A 24,760-nucleotide genomic window follows, 5' to 3' on the forward strand; every position below is an offset into this window, starting at 1 on the left:
TCAGCCTATTACCGGGAAGCGGCGCTCTTCGGCGAGATGGTCGAGGGCGTCCTGCATCACCTTGCGGACCCGCGCGTCGACCGCGTCGATGTCGGGCTCGTCGCCGAACTCGGCCGCGATGTCGATCGGCGGAAGCACCTGCATGACGATCTTCGACGGCAGCGGCAGGTTGAAGGGCAGCACGGCAGACAGCCCGAACGGCAGGCCGACCGACACCGGCACCACCTTGGTCCGAGCGGCGCGCGCGATGGGGCCGAGGGCTTTGGCGATGCGCTCACCGCGCGTCAGGAACAACTGGGTCTCCTGGCCGCCGATGCCGACCATCGGCACGATCGGCACGCCGGCGTTGATCGCGGCCTTCACGTAGCCCTTGCGGCCGTCGAAGTCGATCTTGTTGGCATCGGCCGACGGCCGGTACACGTCGTAGTCGCCGCCGGGGAACACGACGACGAGGCCGCCCGAGCGCAGCGCTTCGTCGGCGTTCTCGTGGCTGGCCAGGATGTAGCCGGTCTTCTTGAAGAAGTCCGCGGTCGGGCCGACCATCAGCATGGCGTGGCTGAGGGTGTAGACGGGACGGTCGTAGCCGTACTTGTCGTAGAAGTGCGACGAGAAGATCGGTACGTCCATGGGCAGCATGCCGCCGGAATGGTTGCTCACCACCAGCGCGCCGCCGAGCGGAATGTTCTCCAATCCACGGACCTCGGAGCGGTGATAGACCTTCAGCAGCGGTCGGAGAATCCCCATGACCTTCTCGGTCAGGTCCGGGTCGAATTTGGTGATTTCGGGCAGCTTGGCCACGGTTTCTCCTCTGGCTGCGGCAAAAACTAGAACGCGTTCTAATTTTCGATTATTCACTGGTTGACCGCCGGACGCCAATCCCCTGTGGCTAGCATCACCGTCGTGACCGAAGAAGCCACCAGCGAAGATGCCGTCCTCGTCGAACAGCGCGACCGCATACTGATCATCACCATCAATCGGCCCCAAGCCAAGAACGCTGTCAATGCGGCGGTCAGTAACGGCTTGGCCGCTGCCGCGGACCGCCTGGATGAGGACCCGGGACTGTCGGTCGGCGTGCTGACCGGCGCCGGCGGCTCGTTCTGTGCCGGCATGGATCTGAAGGCCTTCGCCAAGGGCGAGAACATCCTGTCGAGCCGTGGCTTCGGCCTGACCCAGCGTCCGCCGGCCAAGCCGCTGATCGCGGCGGTCGAGGGCTACGCGCTGGCGGGCGGCACCGAGCTGGCGCTGTCGGCCGACCTGATCGTCGCCTCCAACGCGTCGGCGTTCGGTATCCCAGAGGTCAAACGTGGTCTGGTCGCCGGTGGTGGCGGGCTGCTGCGGCTGCCACAGCGCATCCCGTACGCCATCGCCATGGAACTCGCGCTCACGGGCGACAACCTGACCGCGACGCGGGCCCATGAGCTGGGCCTGGTCAACGAGCTGACCGAGCCCGGTGGCGCACTCGACGCCGCCCTCGCGTTGGCCGAGCGCATCACGGCGAACGGCCCGCTCGCCGTCGCCGCGACGAAGCGCATCATCGTCGAATCACCCGACTGGTCCGACGCGGAGAAGTGGGAGAAGCAGGGCGCCATTCTGGGGCCGATCTTCATGTCGAAGGACGCCCGCGAGGGCGCGGTGGCCTTCGCCGAGAAGCGTGCTCCGCAGTGGACCGGTAGCTGACCTTCGCTACTTGGGCTTTTTCTCCGGCGGCTGCACCGGGCACTGCTGCTCAACCCAGTTGTTGAGCGTGCGGCTGAACTGAGTGCGGTCCGGGTCGGTGGTGTGCAGGCCGTTGGTCTTGACGAAATGCGTCACGGCGGCCTGCACATCGGCCGGCGGGTGGAACCCATCGATGGTGTCGGCGGCGGCTTTGGCATCGTCGGCCGACGTGCCGGACATCAGATTCACCACCGCGCTGGTGAGTTGCAGGCAGGTCCCGCCGTCCAGCTGACGGCTCGTGGGGGGCGGCGGCGCGCCCGCATCCGGCGTGCTCGGTGCGGCCGGCGTACCCGGCGCCGGAGCGCTCGATGTCGACGTGGTCGGCTGCGCAGGCTGCTTGTCGCCTGCGCACCCGGCCAGCAGTAGGGCAGCGGCGAGCACTACGGCCTGACGGCCGGTGAACCGCTGCGACGTCACGATCTCCCGGTAGGACATGTGTTTGTTTCTACCGGGAAGATCGTTTGTCTCGGCCGCTGGGGTCGAACAATTGTCAGACCGAGGCGACGAAGTCGCTGCTGTAGAACTCGGCAGGGCTCTGCGAATGCGGCGACGGCAGGTCAACCGCGACCCAGACGCCGGTGGTGCCGGGGGCGACGGACAGTTGGACGGTGGAGCTGCCGTTGCCCCAGCCATCGGTGCTCAGCGCGGCGGTGCCGATGCTCGGGTCGCCGGGCAGGCAGCCCAGCGTCGCGTGCGGGGCCGGGATCAGCCGGACGCTGTACTGGGCGTCGCGTGCGCCGTCGAGCATCTCGATGTGGGCGACAGCGGTGCGGCCCTCGGAGGTGACCTCTGCCGTCAGTGCTGCCGGGAAACGGAACTTCATGTAATTGATCGGCTGCCGGTCGCAGGCGTACGTCCGCGACATCAGGGTCATCCGATGTGCGGTGGCGGCTTGCGCGGGCGCTGCGACGGCGGTCGCGGCGGGCAGGGCGGTGCAGACGGCGAGCGCTGCGAGCGCGCCGCTCAGTTTGGACATGTGTCAAGTTTTTACCGGGACCGCCGGTAACGCAGTGGTCGGCGTCACAAACTGACGGACCCCACTTTTGTGGCGGATATTGACTTAGGTCACAACGGGTTTCAGATGCGCCCCACCGTCACATCCCAGGCGCCGGTCGTGGCGGTGAAGCCGGCCAGTCGCCGCGCGTACCAACTGGTGCTGCCGAACTCGTCGGCCCAACTGCGGGCGCGCATGGTCGCGCGCCACAGCGGATGTTCGGCGGTGGTGCCGATGGCGCCGTGCAGTTGATGCGCGATGGTGGTGACCGGGGCGACGGCGCGGCCGACGGCGACCTTGGCGACGGTGGTGGCGTAGGCGGTGCGGGCGTCGGCAAAGCCGTATTGGGCGGCCGCGGTGACCGCCAGAGTGGTTGCGGCCCTGGCTCGTTCGATCTCGCCGAGCATCGAAGCCAGTGAGTGCTGTACCGCCTGGAAGCTGGCGAGGGGACGGCCGAACTGCACCCGGTTCGCGGTGTGTGTGACGGTCAATTGCGCGGCCGCGTCGAATGCGCCGACGATCTGCACGCAGCGGCACCAGGCACCGCGGATGGTCAACTCGTCGGCGACGGCAAGCGGCAGGTGGACGACATCGTCGGCCGCCGTGTCGAATTCGATGATCGCCCGCGGTTCTCCGGCGAGGTTGTGCCCGGTGGCCATGAGCGTCGGTGCGCCGCGCAGTGCGACGTACAGGGCGTCGGGCCCCTGTTTGGTCACCAGTACCGTCCCGCACTGCGGCCAGGTGGCGACCTCGTCGATGGCGAGCGTCAGTGGCCCCGATTCTGGCACCGGCAGTCCGGCCGCGGTGGCCAGCCATGTTGCCAACACATCGGTTTCGGCGATGGGCACCGCAGCGGAATGGCGCGCCAGGGTCCCCAGGACGACGGCCGCCGCAGCCGGGCCGGCGTCGGCATCGCCGCTCAACCGCGTCAGTCCGGAATTCTCGGCGGTGTGCCACAGGGCGTCGTCGAACGTCAGCGGTAGCGTCCTCGCGGGTTCCGCGGACCGGCCGATCTGCTCGGCCAGGTCGCGCAGTTCGGCGAATTCGTCTGAATACTGCTGCGCGGCCGCCTGTTTGGTCCAGTTCTTGGCGACGATGCCGCGCAACACCTCATTGGTGCCGCCGCGCAGCGTGAACAGGGGTGAGTGCACCCGAGCGGTATCCAGCATCGCCTGCAGGCGCGGCCGGTCGGGGCCGTCGTAGCGATCCAGCAGTTCGGCGGCGATCTCGACGGAATCCTGTTCGAACCGGGTACCCAGGTCTTTCACCAGCGCGGCGGGCACAGCGGCATCCTGGCCGGCGGTCAGCGCCCGGGCGACCGATATGGACAGTTGGCGTAGCGAGATCATTCGTGCCATCAGATCGCCGATGTCGGTACCCGGTTGGTCCCGCAACGCTTCGATGAGCGCGAAAAGCATTGTGGCCGTCGACAAGAAGCGCTCTGGCCCACTGCGCTCGAAGCCCAGTTCCGAGGTCACCTGGTGCCAACCGGCGCCGACGGTGCCGAGCAGGTCGGCATCGGTCAATGCGACATCATCGAACAGCACCTCGTTGAAATGGTGCTCGCCGTTCATCTGGACGATGGGCTCGATGGTGACGCCGGGAGCGTCGGTGGGCACGATGAACTGGCTGAATCCGGCATGCCGGTGGTCTGGGTCCAGGGGACTGGTGCGGGCGAGCACGACGATCTGGTGCGCCAGGTGTGCGCCGCTGGTCCACACCTTGCTGCCGTTCAGGCGCCAGCCGTCGTCGGTGCGGGTGGCCTTGGTGGTGACGGCCGCCAAGTCGGAACCCGCCTCGTGTTCGCTCATTCCGATCGCGGAATACAAAGTACCGGAAGCGATTCGGGGCAGCAGCCGGCGACGCTGGTCCTCGGTGCCGTAGGTCAGGAGGGCGGGAGCCACCTGCCGGTCGGCGATCCAGTGCGCGGCGACCGGGGCACCGTGGGCCAGGAGTTCCTCGGTGACGACGTACCGGTGCATGTGGCTGCGCCCGCGCCCGCCGTACTCGATCGGAATCGTCAGCCCGACGAAACCGGCCTCTGCCAATCGCACGCTGAAGTCGGCGTCCCACTTCGACAACCAGCAGTCGACTCCGGGCTGCCAGCCGAACTCCTGCGCGTCCTCGGCCAGGAACCGGCGCAGGTCGCGGCGCAGTTCCGCCAGCTCGTCGTCGTCGGCGCGGAGGGCGTCGAAATCGTCCATCGGGCAACAGTAATCGCGACACCCTGGATTGTCGGTGGGGCGCGGCATACTCGGTGCGATGGCGACCATTTACTACACCGCCTCCAGCTTGGACGGCTTCATCGTGGACTCCGCAGGCAGCCTGGACTGGCTGGTCACCCGCGACATCGATGTCGACGGGCCGTTCGGCTACAAGGCCTTCGAGAAGTCGGTGGGCGCGCTGGTCATGGGGTCGACGACGTACCGCTGGGTCGTCGAGCACGAGCCGGGCGACTGGCCGTACCCCCAATCGACGTGGGTGCTCACCTCCCGGTCGGACGTCGTCGTCGAGGGCCATCCGGTGCAGGCGGTCAGCGGTGATGTAGCGAAACTGCATCCGGTGCTGGTCGAGGCGGCGGGGGAGCGTGACGTCTGGATCGTCGGCGGCGGGAACGTCGCGGCGCAGTTCATCGCGGCCGGCTTGGTGGACGAACTCGTGGTGTCCTATGCGCCGTGCTCGTTGGGTGCCGGCGCGCCCGTGTTGCCGCTGCGCTCAGAGTGGAAGCTGCTGGAATCCGGGGTCAACGGGGACTTCGTCTGCGCGCGCTGGGCTCGCGTGGACGCCTAGTCGCCGGCGGTGGGTACGCCGTTGTTCTTGACGAAAGCTTTTGCCTTGATGAGGAATTCGAGTTGGGCGGCGACGTCGTGCAGCGGTTCGACGCTCTGTGACGACCGGCTCAGAACCACGGCGCCTTCCAGCGCGGCCAGGCAGGTGACGGCCAAAGCGGAGGCGTCGGCATCGCTGAATCCTTCGGCCGAGAAGGCGTGCCCGAGCGCGGTGCGCCACCGGTCGAAGATCTCGGCGGCGATGGGCGTCAGGGTGGGGGCTTCGTCGCCCGACCCGACGGCGGCGGCGACCACCGGGCATCCCGCGGTGAAGTCGCTGTCGGCCAGAAGCTGGTCCCAGAAGTTGACGAACCCGCGTACCAGCGCAATGCCTCCGTATGCCGCGGAGGCGTCGATGTGGGCGGCGATCGCATCGCCGGCGAACTGCAGGGCTTCGATCAGCAGCTGGCTGCGGCCCTCGGGAAAGTGGTGGTAGACCGAGCCGCGCGGCGCACCGCTGCGCGCCAGCACCTCGTCGATGGTCAGGCCGGCGGCACCGCGCTCACGCAGCACGGTAGCGGCGGTGCGCACCATCCGGTCCCGGGTGGCGCCGCGCTTGTTGACCGCCTTGGTGGCAGTTCCGGTCAATGCGTGATCCGGTTCCGCAGCTGTGTCATCCGATCCTGCACACCGCGAGCCGCCTCGCGCAGCCGCTCATTGGCGCCCAGGACGGTATGCGTGAAGCGATGGCCTTTCACGTTGACTTCGACCACCCACATGGCGCCCTCCTCGATATGGGGCTCAGCATAAAACGTCCGACACATCGGGCCAAAGAATGTATTCCGGGTCACATGACAAGGGGTGTTTCGTGGGGATGAACGGGGTGGCCTCCTAAAACTATGCACACTTACATGATTTCGACTGCTGCACGCCGACCGGCCCTGGGTGCAGGCCCCCGAGCCCACCCGCGAACTGGGCCCCTGGTTTGTGGGTGAACGCAAAAACTGTCCCTTCTCCGAGGAAAAGGGACAGCTTTGCGACTGCTCGCGGGACGAACCCGCGCAGAAAAACTAGCCGGCGTTCTCCAGCGCGACGAGCGCCGCGGCCACGGCGAAGTACTTGTTGGAGCCGAGCTGGCGCACGGTCTTGATGTTGAATGCCGCGGCGAGGTGCTCGGCGTCGGAGTCGCTGACCCCAGCCAGTGCGGCGGGCGATGCGTCGAGGATTTCCTTGAGGGACTTCTCCTCATATGCCTTGTCGAGCGACTTCTCCAGATCTACAGAGACGGCCATGCGTTACCTCCCAGATTGTTTGCCGGACCATCGGACGGGCGTGACGGTATCAGCGATCGCTGGGGTCCGCCTGGGATAAAACACCGCTGCTGAAAAGCCGAATGGCCCACCCGGCCGCGTCTCCCGAGGGGCGAAGGACGTGGCATGGGGCGGGCCATCCGGACGAAGGCCGGGTACTACTCCGGGGTGTAACCGAACGGCAGCAGGACACTCTTGGCCTGGCAGTAGGCCTCGATGCCCTCGGGGCCGTTCTCGCGGCCGATGCCGGAGTTCTTGTAACCACCGAACGGAGCGCCCGGGTCGAACGCATACATGTTGACCGCATAGGTGCCGGTGCGGATCTGCGAGGCGATCTTCATGGCCCGCGGGATGTCGGTGGTGTAGACGCTGCCGGCCAGGCCGTAGTCCGAATCGTTGGCGATGCGGATGGCGTCCTCTTCGGTGTCGAAGGGGATGATCGCCAGCACCGGGCCGAAGATCTCTTCCTGGGCGATGGTCATCGAGTTGTCGACATCCGCGAACACCGTCGGCTGCACGAACCAACCGGAATCCAGGCCCTCGGGACGGCCGCCGCCGGCGGCGATGCGCGCGCCCTCTTCCACGCCCTTCTTGATGTAGGCCTCGACGCGCTCACGCTGCTTCTCGCTGATCAGCGGGCCGATCATGGCGGCCGGGTTGTCGGGCAGGCCGACCTGCATGGCGGCTGCGCCCGCGGCCACCTTCTCCACGACCTCGTCGTACCGCGACCGCGGCGCCAGGATCCGGGTCTGGCCGACGCAGGCCTGACCGGTGTTCATCAGGCCCGAGAACAGCAGCATCGGAAGCGTGGAGTCCAGGTCGGCGTCCTCGAGGATGATCGCCGCGGACTTGCCGCCGAGTTCCAGCGTGCAGGGCTTGAGCCGCTCGGCGGCGACCTTGCCGATCTCCTTGCCGACGGCCGAGCTGCCGGTGAAGGTGAACTTGTCGATTTCGGGGTTGGCGGTCAGCGCGCGGCCGGTCTCCGGGCCACCCGGCACGACAGACAGCACACCCTCGGGCAGGCCGGCCTCGGCGAAGGCCTGGGCCATGGCGAACACCGACAGCGGGGTCTCGGCGGCGGGCTTGAGCACGACGGTGCAGCCGGCGAGCAGCGCCGGACCCAGCTTGTTGGCGGCCAGGAAGAACGGCACGTTCCACGCGGCGACGGCGGCCACGACGCCGATGGGCTCGCGGGTCACCAGGGTCTGGCCGTAGATGCCGTCGCGGATGTTGCTCCACTGGAACTTGTCGGCGGCGCCGGCGTAGTAGTTGAACGACGACATCGCCGCGCCGTACTGCATCATGTCGACGATGCTCGGCGGCTGGCCGGTCTCGGCGGAGAGCAGGAACTTCAGCTCGTCGGCGCGCTCGGTCATGATGCGCGACGCCTCGGCGATCACCGCGGCGCGCTCCGCCGGGGACATCTTGGGCCAGGGGCCCTCGTCGAACGCCTTGCGGGCAGCGGCACAGGCGGCATCCACATCGGCCGTCGAGGCCAGCGGCACCTTGCCGACGAGCTCGCCGGTGGCCGGAGAGTGCACCTCGATGACCTCAGCGGTCGCCGGAGTAGCCCACTTCCCGCCGATGAACAGCTGGTCCCACTCGGTTTTGAATGCCGTGCTCTGTGTCATCTGTGCTCCTCGCGTGCGCGGTGTGTCATGCCCGCGCTCCTCGCCCGCGCGGTGTCATGGCCGTCACACTACCCAGTTTTCGACCGAACGAGAACCTGTTCCAGTTGGGTCATTCAGCTGGGCTGGAGCACCAACACCAGGTTGCTCGTCAAGAACTCCTGTAACACCGGTACAGACGTCGCACGCCAGGCCCATCGCGGGTGGTAGCGGGGGAATGCCGCGACCAGGGCGCCGGTGCTGCGGGCCCATTCCAGACCTGCTGCGGCTGATACCGCGAACAACGACGATCCGTAGTCGTTCTTCGGCCGGTGGCCGTGTTGGCGGGTGTACCTCTCGGCGGCCCGCCGGCCGCCGAGGTAGTGCGTCAACCCCATCTCGTGTCCGCCGAACGGTCCCAGCCACACCGTGTACGACAGGATCACCAGCCCGCCCGGCCGGGTGACCCGCAGCATTTCCCGGCCCATCAGCCATGGTTCGCGGACGTGTTCGGCGACGTTCGACGACAAACACACGTCGACGCTGTCGTCGGCGAACGGCAGCGCCATGCCCGAGGCGCGCACGAACGTGCCGGCGCCGTCGGGTTGGCCGGCCGGGCCGGCATGCATCTCGCGGGGGTCGGGCTCGACGCCGATGTACATCATTCCGGCGCCGCAGAATTCGGTGGCGAAGTAGCCGGGTCCGCCGCCGACGTCGAGCACGGTCATGCCCTCGGGTGCGGTTCCGTTGAGGTCGCGCCACAGGCCGTCGACCAGTGCGACGGTGTCTGCGGCGAGCGCACCGTAGAAGCGGGCCGGGTCGGTCTGCTCGAAGCGGAACTCGCCGAGCAGTCGGATCGAGCGGGCCAGGGTGGCCCGCTCGCGCGTGGTGACCAGTCGTTTGGCTGCCCAGCGATTCACTCCGCAACCCTACTGACCGGTACCCTTCATTCGATGCCAGACCACCCCCAGCAGTCCGCTGGATCTCGCGACGAGATCCGGTCGGTGCTGCTGCTCTGCTGGCGCGACACCGGCCATCCGCAGGGCGGCGGTAGCGAGACGTATCTGCAACGCATCGGCGCTCAACTGGCCGAGTCCGGGGTCCGGGTCACCCTGCGGACGGCCCGCTACCGCGGGGCCGCGCGCACCGAGATCGTCGACGGCATCCGGATCAGTCGCGGCGGTGGCCGGCTTTCCGTCTACATCTGGGCCGGACTGGCCATGGTGCTGGCCCGGATCGGCGTGGGTCCGCTGCGCGGCGTCAAGCCGGACGTGGTGATCGATTCCCAGAACGGGATTCCGTTTCTGGCCCGGCTGGCGTACGGCCGGCGGGCCATGGTGCTGGTGCACCACTGTCATCGCGACCAGTGGCCGGTTGCCGGACGGCTGATGAGCAGGTTCGGCTGGTTCGTGGAATCGCGGCTGTCGCCGCGTCTGCATCGGAAGAATCAGTACGTGACGGTGTCGCTGCCGTCGGCCCGGGACCTGATGGACCTGGGCGTCGACGCGTCGCGGATCGCGGTCGTGCGCAACGGGGTCGACCTTGCTCCCGCGGCATCCCTGGCGCTGCCGCGGGCGGCGGAGCCACGCATCGTGGTGCTGTCCAGGTTGGTGCCGCACAAGCAGATCGAGGACGTGCTCGATGTGGTCGCGTTGCTGGCGCCGGTGGTGCCGGGCCTGCGCCTGGACGTCGTCGGCGGCGGTTGGTGGGACGAGCGGTTGGTTGCGCACGCGCGCCGGCTCGGCATCAGCTCCGCGGTGACGTTTCACGGCCACGTCGATGAAGTCACCAAACACGAAGTGCTGCAACAGGCTTGGGTCCACGCTCTGCCGTCGCGCAAGGAAGGCTGGGCGCTGGCCGTCATCGAGGCCGCGCAGCACGGCGTGCCCACGGTCGGCTACCGGTCCTCGGGCGGCCTCACCGACTCGATCGTCGATGGTGTGACGGGCCTTCTGGTCGACGACCACCGGGGTCTGGTCACCGCGCTCGAGACCCTGCTGACCGACGACGTCCTGCGCGACCAGCTGGGCGCCAAGGCTCAAGTTCGGGCCACCGAATTCTCGTGGCCGCAAAGCGCTTCCGCGATGCTGACCGTCGCCGAGGCGGTCCGGGCCGGGAAGTTCGTCGAAGGCATCGTCTGACGGATTCGCCGGGGCTGCGACGGCGTTGCCGACGGGGTCAAGATCGATTTCGGAAATTGTTCGTGGCGGCGAGATATATCCGCCATTTTGCCGTGGATTGTGACCGCCGCACCTAAACTGACGCTCAGGTCAAATTTGATGGTTAAGCAGGGTCTCCTTCGGGCTTCCGCCTGTCGGATGTCCTCACGAAATAGCGGATCCAGGCGACTGGGTCCGGTAATGCGTTGCGCACCGAACTCCCTTCTCATTCAAGCAATTAGTAAGCGTGGGACTCACCGCTCCATCGATGCACCAACGGTTCTGAGGAGTTGAACATGTGGGGTTGCCAATGACGCTCTCGACGTTCGGCCTTGCGCGCCTCACTGATTCACGCTCGGTATGGCAGCCGCATTACGCGCGTCGCGTGCTGATCACCGACGCCATGGCCATCGTCCTCGCCATGCTGTTCGCGCAGTGGGTCCGATTCGGCGGAGACGGCTACGGTCCGTCGACCTCCATGCTCTACACCGGGTATTCGCTGGTGCTGGCGTGCCTATGGCTCGGTGTATTGACGCTGCACCACGCCCGTTCCGCCTCGATCCTGGGCTGCGGCATCGAAGAGTATCGCCGCGTCGTCGCCGCATCCTTCTGGACGTTCGGCGTGATCGCGATCGTGGCCTTGCTCTCGCGGCTCGAGATTGCGCGCGGCTATCTGGCCTTGGCGTTCCCCTTGGGCACGGTCGGACTGCTGATCGGGCGCAAGCTGTGGCGCCGCCGGGTTCGTGCTCGCCGGCAAGCCGGCGAATGCCTGACGTCTGTTCTCGCCATTGGCGATCGGGACGCCGTCGCCGTCTTGGCCACCGAGCTCATGAACGATCCCGGCGACGGCTATGTGGTGGTCGGTGCCGGTATCCCGGGCGATCCGAGCGCGCGTGGTGACGTCATAAAGATCGGTGATCGGGTGATACCGATCTTCGGCGACGAGAACGACGCCCTCGGTGCGCTCGGCGACAGATGTGCCGCGGACACCGTTGCGCTGACCGACGCCGAACATTTCGGAGTCGCCGGAATCCAGCGGCTCACCTGGCGCCTTGAGGCGTCCGACGTCAACTTGGTGGTCTCACCCGGCCTGCTCGACGTGGCGGGTGCACGGCTCACGATGCGGCCGGTGGCCGGCATGCCGTTGCTGCATGTGGAGAAGCCGCAGTATCACGGCGCCAAGAGTTTCTTGAAGAAGGCGTTCGACTTCGGATTCGCCCTGGCGGCGCTCATCGGGACAGCACCGCTGCTCGTGCTCGCGGCCATCGCCATCAAGATCACGAGTCGTGGCCCGGTGTTCTACCGGTCCGAACGCATCGGATTGGACGGTGAACCGTTCACGATGATCAAGTTCCGCAGCATGGTGGTCGACGCGGATAATCGCCTCGACGAACTGCTGCCCGCGAACGAGATGGCCGGCGGCGTCATGTTCAAGATGCGTGAGGACCCGCGGATCACAAAGGTCGGAAAGGTCTTGCGCCGCTACAGCATCGATGAGCTTCCGCAATTCATCAACGTGCTCAAGCAGGACATGAGCGTGGTCGGTCCGCGGCCACCGCTGCGGCGGGAAGTCGAGACCTACGACGGGGATATCAGGCGCAAGCTGCTCGTCAAGCCGGGCGTGACGGGGCTGTGGCAGATCAGTGGTCGCTCGAACCTGTCGTGGGACAAGGCTGTGCGCCTTGATCTTTCGTACGTCGACAACTGGTCGATGCTCACCGACGTCGGGATCATCCTGAAGACCGTCAGCGTGGTGGCACGCGGCGAAGGGGCGTACTGAGTCCCCGCCACCGCTGGATCAGCATGGCGGCCAAGCCGCCGATCAGCATGCCCAACCACACCACGTGTGCGGCGATCAGCAGTGCTCGTCCCGATGCCGCGGGCGCGGTGCCACCCGCCCGGTACAGCGCAATATCGTTGTCCCGGTAAGCAATCGGCAGCGACAGTGCCGGCGCCGGTCCCTCGACCACCACCCAGCCGACCCCGGCCGCGGTCAACTGGTGCACGTCGGCGCCCCGTAGCAGCAGGTCCTGCACCCGTCGCGCCCGCGCGCCCTCGCCGGGCACGGTCCGTCCCCCGATCACCAGGTCGCCGGTTGCCAGCACGTCGGCCGAAACCCAGCGGGGCAGCGGGTCCAGCACCGGCGTCGGCCCGGCCCAGGGGAACTGCCGGATGACGTCGGGCGGCAGGACCGCGACGGGCTTCGGGTCCGCGTTGATCTGCGCGGCAACCGAATACCACCCGGCTGGATACTGCACCGACCGGAGCTGGCCACCGACGCCCCACGCCAGGTCGGGAAGTGCGGCCAGCACCACGACGCAGCACCCGGCAGCAGCGAAAGCCGTTGGTATCCAACGCCGCAGCACCGCGACGGCGGCGGCACCGGCCAGGGCGTAGCCGGGCATCGCGAGCGCCACCCACTTCTGGCCGTCCCGCAGCACACCGGTGCTGGGGATGGTCCGGATCAGCCAGTCGAGGAACGCGGACCCGGGCTCGGTCGCCAGTAGCGCGGGCGCGACCACGGCGAGCACCGCGAGCGCCAGCAGCGGCCGGGCCGCCGCGACGGACCAGGCCCGGCGCGCACCGACCGCCACGACGGCCAGCAGTACCAAGGTTCCGACCACGGCCCACAGCGTGGTCCGGGACGCCGGTGCCGCCCCGGCGTTCCAGATGCCACCGAGTCCGGCCAGGCTGCCCAGCGTCCCCAGCCCCGGCTCTGCTCGCGCCGCGAACGCCGGCACCCCGGCGCTCGCCACCGGCAGCACCGAGCGCGCGACCACCGTCGCCACCAACCAGGGCAGGGCGGCGCCAACCGACGCGGCCAGCGCCAGCCATCTGCCGCGCCAGGTCTGCGAACACACCAGCGCCACGACCAGCGCGAGCAGCAGACCCGTCGGCGTCAGCCCCGCCAGCGCGATCCAGAACGCCAGGTGCCACGCCCGCAGCTGCAGTGCCGAGACCGCGACCCACGGCAGACAGCCGTAGCCGACCAGCAGACTCCAGTGCCCCTGCAACAACCGCTCGGCGACGTAGGGATTCCACACCGCGATCGTGACGGCCACCAGTTGCCCGCCGAGGCCGGCGTCCAGCACCACTGCGGCCAGCCGCGCGGCGCCCCAGCCGGCGAACCACAAACCCAGGATCAGCAGCGCCTTGACCAGCACCCCGCCGTCGACGACACGGGAGAAGACGGCCAGGAAGAAGTCCTGCGGGAGGGCCCGGGGCGCGGCCTCGGACAGGCCCAGGGCCGCGTCGGACAGGTAGGACCGCGGTGTCGAGACCGCGTCACGCAGCAGCAGATAACCGGGCGCCAGCAGTGGCGCCGTGACAGCGAGCGTCAGCCCCAGCGCGTACAGCGCCGGCAGGGCACGACGGAAAACGATCAGATCCGGTCCGGTGGCACATCGGTCGGCCGCTGGGTGGGCAGCTTCTCGGTCATGGCCTCGGCGGCGGGCATCGGGCCGGAATCGGTATCGCGCCGGCCGAAGAAGCCGTGCCCGGCAGCGTCCAGGCCGGGATCGATCAGGGCGGCCTGCGAGCGCAGGCTGTACCCGGCGAGCAGTACGCCGCCGACCAGGAAGACCAGTCCCAGGCCACCGAAGGTGATGGGCAGGATGCGGTCCCACAGGGCCAGCTTGTCGCGCTCGTCGTGGGCCGCGGCGACCTGCGACTCGACCGTCTGCTCGTTGGAGGTGACGGTGAAGTCGGCGAACGTCACCTCAGGCTTGAGGGCATCGCGCGAGTAGTAGTGGAACCCGCGGTCCTTCTCCTTGACGATGGTGCCCGAGACCGGGTCCACCCAGAAGGTCCGCGCTGCGGCGTAGTAGCGCTGCATGGTGACGGGCTCGGTGGGGTCGGCGGCCTGCACGCCCCAAAGCTCGGCGCGGGCGGTCACCGAACCGTCTTCGTTTTTGTCGTACAGCGACGAGAACTTGATCGGATCGACCAGCTTGCCGTCGGCGTCGAAGCCGACGTTCTGGCTGAACTTGTAGACCGAGAGGCCGTTGACGTCTTCTTCGCCCTCGTAGTTGGCGTCGTACGCCTTCTGCGCGATCGGATCGAACACCTGGTAGGTCTTCTTCTCCGTGCTGAACGGGAAGCGGTAGCTCAGCCCGGTGTGGGGCAGCGCGATGTTGGTCGGCGGGTTCTGGTCCTCGATGGTCCGCGGCTTCTGCACCGACCCGGCCGCCCCCTTCACCGCGGCGGCGGTGGAGCGGTTGAGCGTCACGGTGTCGACGAGTGCCAGCAGCAGGCCGTTGTCCTGCTGCTTGTCGGTGCGGCGCACGGTGTTGCCGACCTGGAGCGTCACGACGTCGGCGTTGGCCGGGTTCTCGACGCTCAGCTGCCGCTGCAACACCAGCGGGACGTTCTTGTTGACGACGAACTTCTCGCCCAGCAGCGACGCCGGGTCCAGCGCGGTGCCGGTGCCGTTGCTGACCAGCGTGGTGTCGATGTTGAGCGGGATCTTGGCGATCTTGCCCGAGGTATAGGTAGTCAACAGCAAGGCAGCTATCAGCAGGGCAGCGCCGAGCCCCATCAAGACGCATGCCGCGATTCGCAACCCCACAGCGCGGTTCAACCCGTGCTCCTTACTTTGTCTGCTCAAGCCACACGGCAACCCGACTGACCCTAACAGCCCGCCCTAAGGCTGCCCCTCAGAGTCGGGTGCGCCGGCAGTGAGATTCGCTCCCGACACCGGGCACCCGGCACACTGGGGTCGTGGACGCCCCAGGACACGACACCGCGGACCGCGCTCGAATGAGCGGTACCCGCAGTTTCCTGCCCGCTGTCGAGGGCATGCGGGCCTGCGCCGCCATGGGCGTCGTCTTCACCCACGTGGCGTTCCAGACGGCCAACAGCAGTGGCTGGTACGGCCGGCTGTTCACCCGTTTCGACCTGGCGGTCGCCGTCTTCTTCGCGCTGTCGGGCTTCCTGTTGTGGCGCGGTCACGCGGCCGCCGCACGGGGTCTGCGCCACCGGCCGCCGACGGGTCACTACCTGCGCTCGCGCATCGTCCGGATCATGCCGGGTTATCTGGTGGCCGTCGTGGTCATCCTGGCGCTGCTGCCCGACGCCCACGCCGATCTCACGGTGTGGCTCGCCAACCTCACGCTCACCCAGGTCTATGTACCGCTGACGCTGACGGCGGGCCTGACCCAGATGTGGAGCCTGGCCGTCGAGGTCAGCTTCTATCTGGTGTTGCCGCTGCTGGCGCTGCTGGCCCGCCGGTTGCCGGTGAACTGGCGCGTGCCCGCCATCGCGGTGCTGGCGGTGGCGAGCCTCGCGTGGCCGGCGCTGCCGTGGCATCTGCCGTTCGGCGTCAACCAGATGAACTGGCTGCCGGCGCTGTTCTCGTGGTTCGCCGCCGGCATGCTGCTGGCCGAGCTGACGGTCATGCCCGTCGGGCGCATGCATCAGCTTGCCCGCCGCCGGTGGGTCATGGCGGCCATCGCGGGGGTGGCGTTCGTCATCGCGGCAACGCCGCTGGCCGGCAACATCGGGCTCGCGCCGGGCACCGTCAGCCAGGTCGTGGTCAAGACGGCGATGGGCGCCGTGGTTGCCGGGGCGCTGCTGGCGCCGCTCGTGTTGGACGCACCCGGAACGCCGCACCGCATTCTCGGCAGTACTGCAATGGTGACGCTGGGCCGCTGGTCCTACGGCCTGTTCATCTGGCACCTCGCGGCGCTGGCCATGGTGTTCCCGGTGATCGGCGAGTTCCCGTTCAACGGGCACATGCCGATCGTGCTGATCCTGACCTGGATTTTCGGGTTCGCGATCGCGGCCGTCAGCTATGGGCTGATCGAGTCGCCCTGCCGCGAGCTGCTGCGCCGCTGGGAGTCGCGGCACGCTCCGTCGCCGCGGGACAGCTCGATCACCGACGTTCCGGAGCCGGCTGCCGTCGGATAGGAGGCCACGTGAGTACTCCGCCGGGCTATCACTCGGTGACGCCGCGGATGTTCGTGAGCGACCCGCAGCGCGCCGTCGAGTTTCTGCGCGCGGTCTTCGGCGCCGCCGGCGAGGTCCTGCCGGACCGGCCCGCCGAAATCCGCATCGGCGACTCGCTGGTCATGGTCAGCTCGCCGCTGGACCGGGGCGTCTTCCCGGCCTTCCTCTACATCTATGTGGACGACGCCGACCGGGTTTACCAACGTGCTCTGGCCGCGGGCGCCACCGCCATGGAGCCGCCGATGGACACGCCGTACGGTGACCGGCGAGCCATGGTGCGCGATCCGTTCGGGAACGTCTTCCAGATCGCCCATCGGCTCTAGTCGGAGGACCGCTTCGGTGCGTCCCACAGCGATGCCGCCAGCGCGGCCACCGAGATGAGCGCCAGGAACTGTACCCACGGCGAATGGCCGACGTAGCCGTCCACTGATCGCCAGGGGTAGGCGCTGAGCATCGCGCCCGCGCCGATCAGGCCGCCCGCCGAGGCGACGACGGTCCATCCGTCGAGCCACCGCGCCCGCGACGCCAGCAGGTACCGGATGCCGATGGCTGCCGCCATGGTCGCCAGGCCCGACCACCCGGCCACCAGGAACCCGAAGCCGATGAGGGCCGCACCGACGATCGCGGGACGCGGCTGCCAGGTGTCCGTCGGCTCGTCATCGACGGGGCGCCGCATCGGCAGCAGCGCCAACAGCGCCAGGAGTGGCAGCAGCGCGAGCCCGCCGAACAGCCCGATCCGGTAGGGGGTGTTCAGTGCGAACGTCAGCGTGACGATGCCCGCGGTGCCGGCCGGCAGCACCCAGCCCTGTTGCCAGCCGTTGATGGTTACCGGGGTGAGCACGGCGCCGCCCGCGGTGTGGGCAGTCCAGCCGGGGTTGACGCTTTCGGGGACCACGAGCACCCGCTGTACGGGCGATGGGGTCACGTCCACCTCGCGGTGATCAGACGTCCATGTCTTCAGCTGTGCGGGAGTCATTGGGGCGCTGTGGATGTGGGCCGCGAGCGGGCCGGTCAGGCGGACGCCGACGGCGGTGAAGTACGCCCCCGGGTTGATGAGAAGTTCCTGTTTCCCGGCAGGCAGTTGCAGCGGCGCGGACTGGCAGGGCTGGGCCGCGATCGGTTCGCCGTCCAGCAGCGCGCCGACGGTGGTGTGTACCGAGGTCTGCAGGAACTGGCCGGCGATCGCCACGATCGGACCGCGGCCGCAGGGCAGCGTGATGGCGCGGCGCCGGTTGGCGGCGGCATCGGCGGGCGCGATCGGTGCGCCGTGGTCGTCGAGGGCCGTGACCTCGGCCAGACCAGGCGGCTTCACCTGGTCGAATCCCAGTGCGGTGCGGTCGATCAGGTCGTGCCAGTCGAGGATTGACAGTTTGATGGTGTCGGTCTTCGTGGGCGTCAGCTGCAGGGTTTGCGGTCCGTCGCCGATCCGCCGCACCTGCGGTCCGGTGCCCAGATCGATGGCGACGACGGTCGGATGCGCCGGCAGCTCGGAGGCGCTGGGGACGAGCCGCAGGGCGCTGACGGTCGTCGGGGCCGGCAGGTGCACGGTCAGGTTGGCGCCGTCACGGAATTGCACGATGCCCTGCGGCGCCACCCAGGCGGTGCGCGGGTCGCCGTCGGTGGCGGCGTAGGCCGAGCCCGCGACGTCGATGACGTCCGCGTCCCCGGACGCGCGGGTGGTGCCCGGCTGGCTCACCAGGTCGGCCAGGTGCGGGCCCTGCCGGGCCTGCACCCACACCGTCGGCACGACGGTCATGGGCGTCGGCACGGTGAGGGTGCGGCTCATGTTGACGGGTTCTTCGGGCGACTGGGCCATGGTGGCAGCGCACCGCACTCCGTTAGGTCCCTCGGCGCAGCCGGGCCGGCCCAGCTGGTCGTTGCCCAGATCCCATTGCGCGACAGCCGATCCCGCCGGCGGGCCGGGCACGTCGACGGTGTGCCGCAGGCTCACCGCATGGGCGAAGCCGGACGCGTCGTACTGCGTCACGGAGAAGTCGGTGATGCCGAACTGCACGCCGGGGGAGCCGTCGTCGGTGCCGGTCGCGGTGAACCGGACCCATGAGGTCTCGCCGTAGGGCAGCGCCGCCGTCAGCGGCTTGCCGGGCTGGTCGAAGCGAATTGTGCTGGTGCCGTTGGCTGTTGCCACCTCGATGCGGCGCACCTGCGCTCCGACGGCGGTGGCGCTGGGCGTCAGGGTGATGGTCGCGTTGGTCACCGGATGGTCGAAGTCGACCTGAAGCCATTGGCCCACAGCGGTTTGCAGTGAGCTGGACACCCAGCTGGTCGAGGAGTCTCCGTCGATCGCGGCGGCCGGCCCGGCCGCCGTCGCCACGTTGGGCAGCGCGGTCGAATCGGACGACGAACTCGAGGTGGTGATCCGTCCGCCCGGCCATTCGCCGTACGCGGGAGCGGCGCCCGGGCTGGGGTAGTCCATGACCCGGTTGAAGGTGCGTCGTGGATCGTCGGGTGCGCGCACCGCCGACGAGTGGTCGTCGACGCGCCCGTAATCGGTCTCGCGCGCCAGCGGGGTGTCGGTGACGGTGACCTCGGGCACCGGCAGTCCGGCCTGCTGTGCGTCCGACGTCAAAACCGTGGGGGCCAAGGGTTTTCGTCCCATCAGGCGCCGGCGCTCGTCGATTCGCAGCAGGGATTCAGGTCCACCGTCGATGCGGGGCATGGTGTCGGCGTCGGCCAGGTAGGGCTGGGTCGGGGTGGCGCCCGTCACCCGGTAGATCTCGATCGCCGGGTAGCGCGGCCGCAGGCCACTGTCGGAGACGAAGCCGTCCAGCATGCCGGGGCCGACGGGGTCGCCGAACTGGGCGACCTTCGTCAGGCCCGGGGACCCCTCGATAGCCCGGTGCACCAGCAGCGGCCGGGCCGAGCGCGAGTTGTCGGGGTCCAGGTCGTTGCGCACCACGACGAATGAGATGCCTTGTCGGGCAAGGGTATCGGCCAACCCGGCGGACGGCCGCCCGGTGGCGAACAGGCGCTGTACGGAGTCCAGGGCGCGGATGGTTTCGGGCGGGGTCAGCGGAATCGAGTCGCGCACACCCCAGGCGCCGTGCTCCAGGACCTGCAGCGGCTCGTCGTGCGTGTTGCCCCAGACCTGGTTGGCGAACGGCGCCCCCGGCGCGACCAGCACCCGGCCCGGCGTCTCGGCGTTGTGTTCATCGAGCCAGTCCGCGGTCTGGTGCCAGTACTGCGGAATGGCGCTATAGGCACCCGGAGCGGCCAGGCGGCCCGTCCACGCCAGTGATGTCCCGGCGACCAGCGCGGTCAGCAGCACCACCGCCACGGCCATCCGCTTGTCCCGCTCGAGGTGGGCGAACGCGTTGATCCATTCCCGGCGCGGTGCCGTGCCGGGCAGCGGAATCCGGCCCAGCACGTGGGCCAGGCCCAGCGCCAGCGGCAGCCGCAACACAGGCTCGAGCTTGTGCACATTGCGCAGCGGGGTACCGCCGGCATCGAGGAAGGTCTGCACCTGGTGCGCGATGGGGGAGCCCAGGCCACCCGAGTACGCGACCGCCAGCAGCAGGAGGCCGAGCAGCAGCATCGCGGTGAGCCGGCCGCGGGCCGGCATGCTGCGCATCGCCAGACCGGCCATACCGCCCGCCGCCACCAGGGTCGTGGCGAGCACCGCCACCGAACCGGTGACCAGTGACGAACCTGCCGTGGCGTTGGTCGCGACGAACGCCGTCCAGCCGTAGGTGCCGCGCAGCACCTCGGTCAGCGACAGCCATTGGGTCGTGACACCCGACGATTCGATGAAGTCCAGGAACGGCGGGCTGATCCGGCCGAGCAACACCAGCGCCACCGCCCACCACAAGATGGCGAGCAGCGTGCAGCCGAACCACCACGCCGTGAAGCGCCACCAGCGCCGGTTGGGCCGGTGTGCGGCCCACCAGATGATCGCGGCGAGGCAGCCCGTCAACGTGGCGACGGCGTTGACGGCGCCCATCAGCGCGACGGCGACGGCCGAGCGCGCGGCCAGCTGCCGGATTCTCGGGTCCCCGCGCAACGCCAGGATGACCGGCAGCAGCACCCACGGCGCCAGCATCATGGGCAGCGTCTCGGAGGAGATCGCGCCCAGCGTCGTCAGCGCGCGCGGCGACAGGGCGAATGCCACCGCGGCGAGGACGCGCGAGGACCGGCTGCCGATGCCGAGGGCCTCGGCGACTCTGATGACCCCCCAGAACCCGACGACCAGCAGCAACGCCCACCAGAGCCGCTGGGTCACCCAGCCGGGCAGGCCGATGACGTCACCGGCGAGGAAGAACGCGCCGTGCGGGAAGAGGTAGCCGTAGGCCTGGTTCTGCGACTGCCCGAAGGGCAGGTCGCTGCTCCACAGGTTGGCCGCCCGCGCCAGGAAGCGCGCGGGGTTGGCGGTGAGATCGAGTTTGGTGTCGGGCGAGACCCGGCCCGGTGACTGGGCGAACGTCAGGACCAGTGCGGCCGCGCTGACGACCCATAGGCAGCGCCGGGAGAGCGGCGCTGCGGGATCAGCTGCGGTTGCCGTATTCGACCCGGTTGAGCACCGATGACGCTGGATCGCCCGATTGCAGCGTCGGCTTGGTGTTCTGCTCCAGCATCAGCGTGGTGCCGAAGACCGCTGCAGCGCCGAGCAACAGACCGACCACGATGCTGGCTCCGGCGGGCACGAGGAAGCGGTCCATGGCGCCCAAACTAGCATGACGACCTGCCTGCTTCTGTGTTCGCCAGCCGGCTGCCAGGTCATCGCGGGACCAGGGCCCCGTCGTCGCCCGGCTAGGCTCGAATCCCATGTCCCTGCACCGAACCCTCGGCGTACTGGCACTGGTGTCCGGATTGGTGGCGGGTTGCTCCTCGTCGTCCGACCATCCTGCTGCGTCCAGCACGTCCAGCCCGGCCAAGAGCACAGCCGCGTCCAGCAAGCCCATGGACGCCCCCGCGCCGACCGCCCCGCCGTGCGATCCGCACGCCCTCCTCAGCACCCTCACGCTGCGGCAGAAGCTGGCCCAGCTGCTCATGGTCGGCGTCAAGGACGCCGCCGATGCCCGCGCCGCGGTGACACAGCAGCAGGTCGGCGGCATCTTCATCGGGAGCTGGACGGACCTGTCCATGCTGTCGGACGGCACCATTCCCGCGCTGCAGGCCGCATCGGGCGCGCTGCCGCTGGCGGTCAGCATCGACGAAGAGGGCGGCCGGGTGTCCCGGCTGAAGAAACTGATCGGGCCGCAGGAGTCGGCGCGTGTGCTGGCGACGACCAAGACGCCGGCCGAAGTCGAGGCCATCGCCAAGGACCGCGGGCAGCAGATGAAGGACAAGTTCGGCATCACCGTCGACTTCGCGCCCGACGCCGACGTCACCGAAGAAGCTGACGACGAGGTGATCGGCGACCGTTCCTTCGGCTCGGACCCGCAGAAGGTGGCCGAGTACGCCGGTGCGTACGCCGCTGGCCTGCGCGAGGCGGGGCTGGTCCCGGTGCTCAAGCACTTCCCCGGTCACGGGCACGGCTCGGGCGACTCGCACACCGGCGGCGTGAAGACGCCACCGCTGGAGGCGCTGAAGGACAACGACCTGGTGCCGTACCGGACGTTGACGACGCAACAGCCCGTCGCCGTGATGGTCGGGCACCTGCAGGTGCCGGGCCTGACACTCGGCGATGATCCGGCCAGCCTCAGCAAGCCGGCCTACGACCTGCTGCGCAGCGGCCAGTACGGCGGCCCGCCGTTCGACGGCGTGGTGTTCACCGACGACCTGACGGGTATGGCGGCCATCAGCGCCCACTACAGCGTTGCCGACGCAGCGCTCAAGGCGCTGCAGGCCGGTGCGGATGTCGCCCTGTGGATCACCACCGACGGCATCCCGGACGTACTGGACAAGCTGGAGGCGGCCGCGCAGGCCGGGCAGCTGGACCAGGCGCAGATCGACAATTCGGTGCTACGGGTGGCGGCCATGAAAGGGCCGGGCGCGAAATGCGTGAAGTGAGCTGTTCGTTGAATACCCTGATCTGATGGCAGGTGGAACCAAGCGGCTGCCGCGGGCCGTCCGCGAACAGCAGATGCTCGACGCCGCCGTGCAGATGTTCTCGGTGAACGGCTATCACGAGACCTCGATGGACGCGATCGCCGCGCAGGCCGAGATTTCCAAGCCGATGCTGTACCTCTATTACGGCTCGAAGGAAGAGCTGTTCGCCGCGTGCCTGGATCGGGAGCTGACCCGCTTCGTCGACACCGTCCGGGCGGACATCAACTTCGCCCAGAGTCCGCGCGACCTGCTGCGTAACGCGGTGCTGTCGTTCATGACGTACATCGACCGCAACCGGGCGTCCTGGATCGTGCTGTACACCCAGGCCACCAGCTCGCAGGCGTTCGCTCACACGGTGCGTGAGGGTCGCGAGAAGATCATCGACCTGGTGGCCCGGCTGCTCAGTACCGGCACGCGAAACCCGGAGCCGGACAGCGACTTCGAGATGATGGCCGTGGCGCTGGTGGGCGCGGGTGAGGCCATCGCGTCGCGAGTGAGCGCCGGTGATACCGACGTCAACGACGCCACCGAGCTGATGATCAACCTGTTCTGGCGCGGTCTGAAGGGCAAGCGCGCCGAGTCCTGACTCTTTTCGGCCTTCCCGGCGGGCGGTGCGTGGCGCCGCGGGCATGACGCGAGTCGTCACATTGGCAACTTGAGTACCGTTCTCTGTTGGCATGTTTCGCCGGGAGCTGTCAGCTTGGGCTGACAAATGTCAACGTTTGCTGACGGCTTCAATTCGCAGTTGCCACTTGGGCAACCGCACCCTGGCCGCAGGATCACTCACGCGTGCGTTGACTCTGCGCTGGCGGTGTTGGGTACTCGAACTTTTGCGCCGTGGCCGCAGGGTCAACCGGGCGCCGCGGTCGACACTGCGCTCACGGCCGCGTCCACTCGACATTTGTCGCCCTCAGCGCAGAATGAATGCTCACGGCGAACTGCTCGCCAGGCATACCACCCCCGCGGCGCTGGTATGGTCCGACTCGAGCCAGTCGAAACCCAACGCGGTTGGGTCAGGGAATCCGGTGCGAACCCGGAACTGACGCGCAGCGGTAAGGGGGACAGGCGGAGCAACGGCCACTGGTCCCACGTGGGCTGGGAAGGCGCTCCGGCTGGATGATCCCGAGTCCGAAGACCTGCTGGCTCGGGCTCTCGCGGCCTGGCGGCGCGAGAACCCGCCCACGCATGGACTCCGCGACCAGAGTCCCGGATCGGAAGGCGCCGCCGTGTCTCGACGCACCATTGTGCTTGTCTCCCTAGTTGTTTCGCTGGTCTGCTCTTGTGGCGGACCGCGGGCGACCGGAACCGTCAACGCCGCGACAGCCGGCTATCCCGTCACCCTCCAGAACTGCGGACGCACAGTGACGGTGAAAGCGCCACCGCAGCGCGCGGTGTCGATCAACCAGCCGGCGTCCGAGCTGCTCCTGGCGCTCGGGCTCGCCGACCGCATGGCCGGGACCGCGTCCTGGAGCGACGACGTCCGGCCCGACCTGGCCGCCGACAACGCCAAAGTGCCTGTGCTGAGCCGGGATTTCCCGTCATTCGAGCGGGTGCTCAAGGAGAAGCCCGACTTCGTCTACGCGACGTTCGACTGGTCGTTCACCGACCAGGGCGTCGCCCCGCGGGATCGGTTCGAGCGCCTCGGGGTGCCGACGTACCAGTCTTCCAGCGAGTGCGGTGGGCAGGACGCGGCGCAGCAGCGCGCGCTGACACTCAACGACACGTACGCCGAAATCAGCGACATTGCCAAGGTTTTCGACGTTCCTGAACGCGGCGAAAAGCTGGTGGCGACATTGCGGGCCCGGATGGCGTCCGCGACAAACGGGCTCAAAGCGGACAACGTCTCTTTGATGTGGTGGTACGCGGGTACCAGAACTCCGTACATCGCCGGCTGCTGCGGTGCGCCCGGAATCATCACCACGGCTGTCGGGGCGCGCAACGCGTTCGCCGACGACCGGCAACTATGGCCTGAGATTTCCTGGGAGGCCATTCTGCAACGCGATCCCGACGTTCTGGTTCTCGCCGACCTGACTCGCGGCAAGGACGGTGACAGTGTCGCAGCCAAGATCAAGTTCCTCGAAACCGACCCGGCGGCAAGCAAGTTGAGGGCCGTGCGGGAACGGCGGTGGATCGTGCTGCCTGCCAGTGCGATGGACCCGTCACTGCGCAACGTCGACGCCGTCGAGACCGTCGCAACCGGTCTGCGCGCGTTCGGGCTGGGTGGAAAGTCCTGACGGCTGTGCGCGCCGGCGGG

The 24,760-nt window shown here is 68.5% G+C and carries 22 protein-coding genes, 1 pseudogene and 1 riboswitch; of the genes and pseudogenes, 9 read left to right on the forward strand and 14 right to left on the reverse strand.

The window, feature by feature from the left end; translation table 11 throughout:
• Positions 1–744, reverse strand: a complete 744-nt coding sequence (locus tag AC3WTE_RS09130) for a lysophospholipid acyltransferase family protein (RefSeq protein ID WP_492437347.1) — start codon at positions 742–744, stop codon at positions 1–3.
• Between the two features lie 147 nt (positions 745–891).
• Between AC3WTE_RS09130 and AC3WTE_RS09135 the strand changes: the two genes are divergently transcribed.
• Complete coding sequence (locus tag AC3WTE_RS09135) at positions 892–1,677, forward strand: crotonase/enoyl-CoA hydratase family protein (RefSeq protein ID WP_492437348.1); 786 nt, start codon at positions 892–894, stop codon at positions 1,675–1,677.
• A gap of 6 nt (positions 1,678–1,683) precedes the next feature.
• Here the strand turns inward: AC3WTE_RS09135 and AC3WTE_RS09140 are convergent, their stop codons facing one another.
• The 4 genes and pseudogenes from AC3WTE_RS09140 to AC3WTE_RS09155 all read right to left on the reverse strand — a co-directional run.
• Positions 1,684–2,151, reverse strand: coding sequence for a hypothetical protein (locus AC3WTE_RS09140; RefSeq protein WP_492437087.1), 468 nt, complete (start codon positions 2,149–2,151; stop codon positions 1,684–1,686).
• Positions 2,152–2,206: 55 nt separating this feature from the next.
• Positions 2,207–2,692 (reverse strand): hypothetical protein, encoded by a 486-nt coding sequence (locus AC3WTE_RS09145; RefSeq protein WP_492437088.1) that lies wholly within the window; start codon positions 2,690–2,692, stop codon positions 2,207–2,209.
• A gap of 101 nt (positions 2,693–2,793) precedes the next feature.
• Complete coding sequence (locus AC3WTE_RS09150; protein ID WP_492437349.1) at positions 2,794–3,369, reverse strand: acyl-CoA dehydrogenase family protein; 576 nt, start codon at positions 3,367–3,369, stop codon at positions 2,794–2,796.
• A gap of 426 nt (positions 3,370–3,795) precedes the next feature.
• A pseudogene (locus tag AC3WTE_RS09155) lies at positions 3,796–4,914 on the reverse strand (acyl-CoA dehydrogenase family protein); the annotation flags it as partial.
• Positions 4,915–4,972: 58 nt separating this feature from the next.
• Here AC3WTE_RS09155 and AC3WTE_RS09160 point away from each other — a divergent pair.
• Complete coding sequence (locus AC3WTE_RS09160; protein ID WP_492437089.1) at positions 4,973–5,500, forward strand: dihydrofolate reductase family protein; 528 nt, start codon at positions 4,973–4,975, stop codon at positions 5,498–5,500.
• Here the strand turns inward: AC3WTE_RS09160 and AC3WTE_RS09165 are convergent.
• From AC3WTE_RS09165 to AC3WTE_RS09185, 5 genes are all read right to left on the reverse strand, one after another.
• Positions 5,497–6,126, reverse strand: coding sequence for a TetR/AcrR family transcriptional regulator (locus tag AC3WTE_RS09165; protein WP_492437090.1), 630 nt, complete (start codon positions 6,124–6,126; stop codon positions 5,497–5,499). The genes AC3WTE_RS09160 and AC3WTE_RS09165 overlap by 4 nt on opposite strands.
• The gene (locus tag AC3WTE_RS09170) at positions 6,123–6,257 is read right to left on the reverse strand and encodes a hypothetical protein (RefSeq protein ID WP_492437091.1); all 135 of its coding nucleotides are present in this window, start codon (positions 6,255–6,257) and stop codon (positions 6,123–6,125) included. The genes AC3WTE_RS09165 and AC3WTE_RS09170 overlap by 4 nt, the downstream gene beginning before the upstream one ends.
• Positions 6,258–6,548: 291 nt before the next feature.
• Positions 6,549–6,770: a hypothetical protein gene (locus tag AC3WTE_RS09175; RefSeq protein WP_459367882.1), complete on the reverse strand. Its 222-nt coding sequence runs from the start codon at positions 6,768–6,770 to the stop codon at positions 6,549–6,551.
• A gap of 176 nt (positions 6,771–6,946) precedes the next feature.
• Positions 6,947–8,419: an aldehyde dehydrogenase gene (locus AC3WTE_RS09180; RefSeq protein ID WP_492437092.1), complete on the reverse strand. Its 1,473-nt coding sequence runs from the start codon at positions 8,417–8,419 to the stop codon at positions 6,947–6,949.
• 113 nt (positions 8,420–8,532) lie between these two features.
• Positions 8,533–9,291: a class I SAM-dependent methyltransferase gene (locus AC3WTE_RS09185; RefSeq protein WP_492437350.1), complete on the reverse strand. Its 759-nt coding sequence runs from the start codon at positions 9,289–9,291 to the stop codon at positions 8,533–8,535.
• A 57-nt stretch (positions 9,292–9,348) separates the two neighbouring features.
• Here AC3WTE_RS09185 and AC3WTE_RS09190 point away from each other — a divergent pair, with 57 nt between their 5' ends.
• Positions 9,349–10,536: a glycosyltransferase family 4 protein gene (locus tag AC3WTE_RS09190; RefSeq protein WP_492437093.1), complete on the forward strand. Its 1,188-nt coding sequence runs from the start codon at positions 9,349–9,351 to the stop codon at positions 10,534–10,536.
• A 328-nt stretch (positions 10,537–10,864) separates the two neighbouring features.
• Complete coding sequence (locus AC3WTE_RS09195; RefSeq protein WP_492437094.1) at positions 10,865–12,334, forward strand: sugar transferase; 1,470 nt, start codon at positions 10,865–10,867, stop codon at positions 12,332–12,334.
• Here AC3WTE_RS09195 and AC3WTE_RS09200 read toward each other — a convergent pair.
• Both AC3WTE_RS09200 and pgfA read right to left on the reverse strand, forming a co-directional pair.
• The gene (locus tag AC3WTE_RS09200) at positions 12,300–13,919 is read right to left on the reverse strand and encodes an MmpA family trehalose lipid delivery protein (RefSeq protein ID WP_492437351.1); all 1,620 of its coding nucleotides are present in this window, start codon (positions 13,917–13,919) and stop codon (positions 12,300–12,302) included. The two genes, AC3WTE_RS09195 and AC3WTE_RS09200, sit on opposite strands and share 35 nt — an antisense overlap.
• Before the next feature lie 17 nt (positions 13,920–13,936).
• Positions 13,937–15,133, reverse strand: coding sequence for a cell envelope lipid trafficking protein PgfA (gene pgfA, locus AC3WTE_RS09205; protein WP_492437095.1), 1,197 nt, complete (start codon positions 15,131–15,133; stop codon positions 13,937–13,939).
• 179 nt (positions 15,134–15,312) lie between these two features.
• Here pgfA and AC3WTE_RS09210 point away from each other — a divergent pair, with 179 nt between their 5' ends.
• Together AC3WTE_RS09210 and AC3WTE_RS09215 are read left to right on the forward strand one after the other, a co-directional pair.
• Positions 15,313–16,461: an acyltransferase family protein gene (locus tag AC3WTE_RS09210; protein WP_492437352.1), complete on the forward strand. Its 1,149-nt coding sequence runs from the start codon at positions 15,313–15,315 to the stop codon at positions 16,459–16,461.
• 8 nt (positions 16,462–16,469) lie between these two features.
• Positions 16,470–16,823 (forward strand): VOC family protein, encoded by a 354-nt coding sequence (locus AC3WTE_RS09215; protein WP_492437096.1) that lies wholly within the window; start codon positions 16,470–16,472, stop codon positions 16,821–16,823.
• Here AC3WTE_RS09215 and AC3WTE_RS09220 read toward each other — a convergent pair.
• Complete coding sequence (locus tag AC3WTE_RS09220; protein ID WP_492437353.1) at positions 16,820–21,049, reverse strand: alpha-(1->3)-arabinofuranosyltransferase; 4,230 nt, start codon at positions 21,047–21,049, stop codon at positions 16,820–16,822. The two genes, AC3WTE_RS09215 and AC3WTE_RS09220, sit on opposite strands and share 4 nt — an antisense overlap.
• The gene (locus AC3WTE_RS09225; RefSeq protein ID WP_138228177.1) at positions 21,000–21,173 is read right to left on the reverse strand and encodes a DUF2613 domain-containing protein; all 174 of its coding nucleotides are present in this window, start codon (positions 21,171–21,173) and stop codon (positions 21,000–21,002) included. Before AC3WTE_RS09225 ends, AC3WTE_RS09220 begins: the two co-directional genes overlap by 50 nt.
• Before the next feature lie 106 nt (positions 21,174–21,279).
• On the opposite strand from AC3WTE_RS09225, the gene AC3WTE_RS09230 reads away from it, so the two are divergent.
• From AC3WTE_RS09230 to AC3WTE_RS09240, 3 genes are all read left to right on the forward strand, one after another.
• Positions 21,280–22,467, forward strand: a complete 1,188-nt coding sequence (locus AC3WTE_RS09230) for a glycoside hydrolase family 3 N-terminal domain-containing protein (RefSeq protein WP_492437097.1) — start codon at positions 21,280–21,282, stop codon at positions 22,465–22,467.
• A 25-nt stretch (positions 22,468–22,492) separates the two neighbouring features.
• On the forward strand, positions 22,493–23,092 hold the full coding sequence (locus tag AC3WTE_RS09235) for a TetR/AcrR family transcriptional regulator (protein ID WP_073697390.1): 600 nt from the start codon (positions 22,493–22,495) through the stop codon (positions 23,090–23,092).
• 386 nt (positions 23,093–23,478) lie between these two features.
• A riboswitch (cobalamin riboswitch) is annotated at positions 23,479–23,664 on the forward strand.
• Between the two features lie 68 nt (positions 23,665–23,732).
• Positions 23,733–24,740 carry an ABC transporter substrate-binding protein gene (locus AC3WTE_RS09240; protein ID WP_492437098.1) on the forward strand — a complete coding sequence of 336 codons (1,008 nt, stop codon included), beginning with the start codon at positions 23,733–23,735 and terminating at the stop codon, positions 24,738–24,740.
• The last annotated feature ends 20 nt before the right edge of the window (positions 24,741–24,760 follow it).

The organism is Mycobacterium sp. FW102-FHT13B02, from assembly GCF_058790275.1.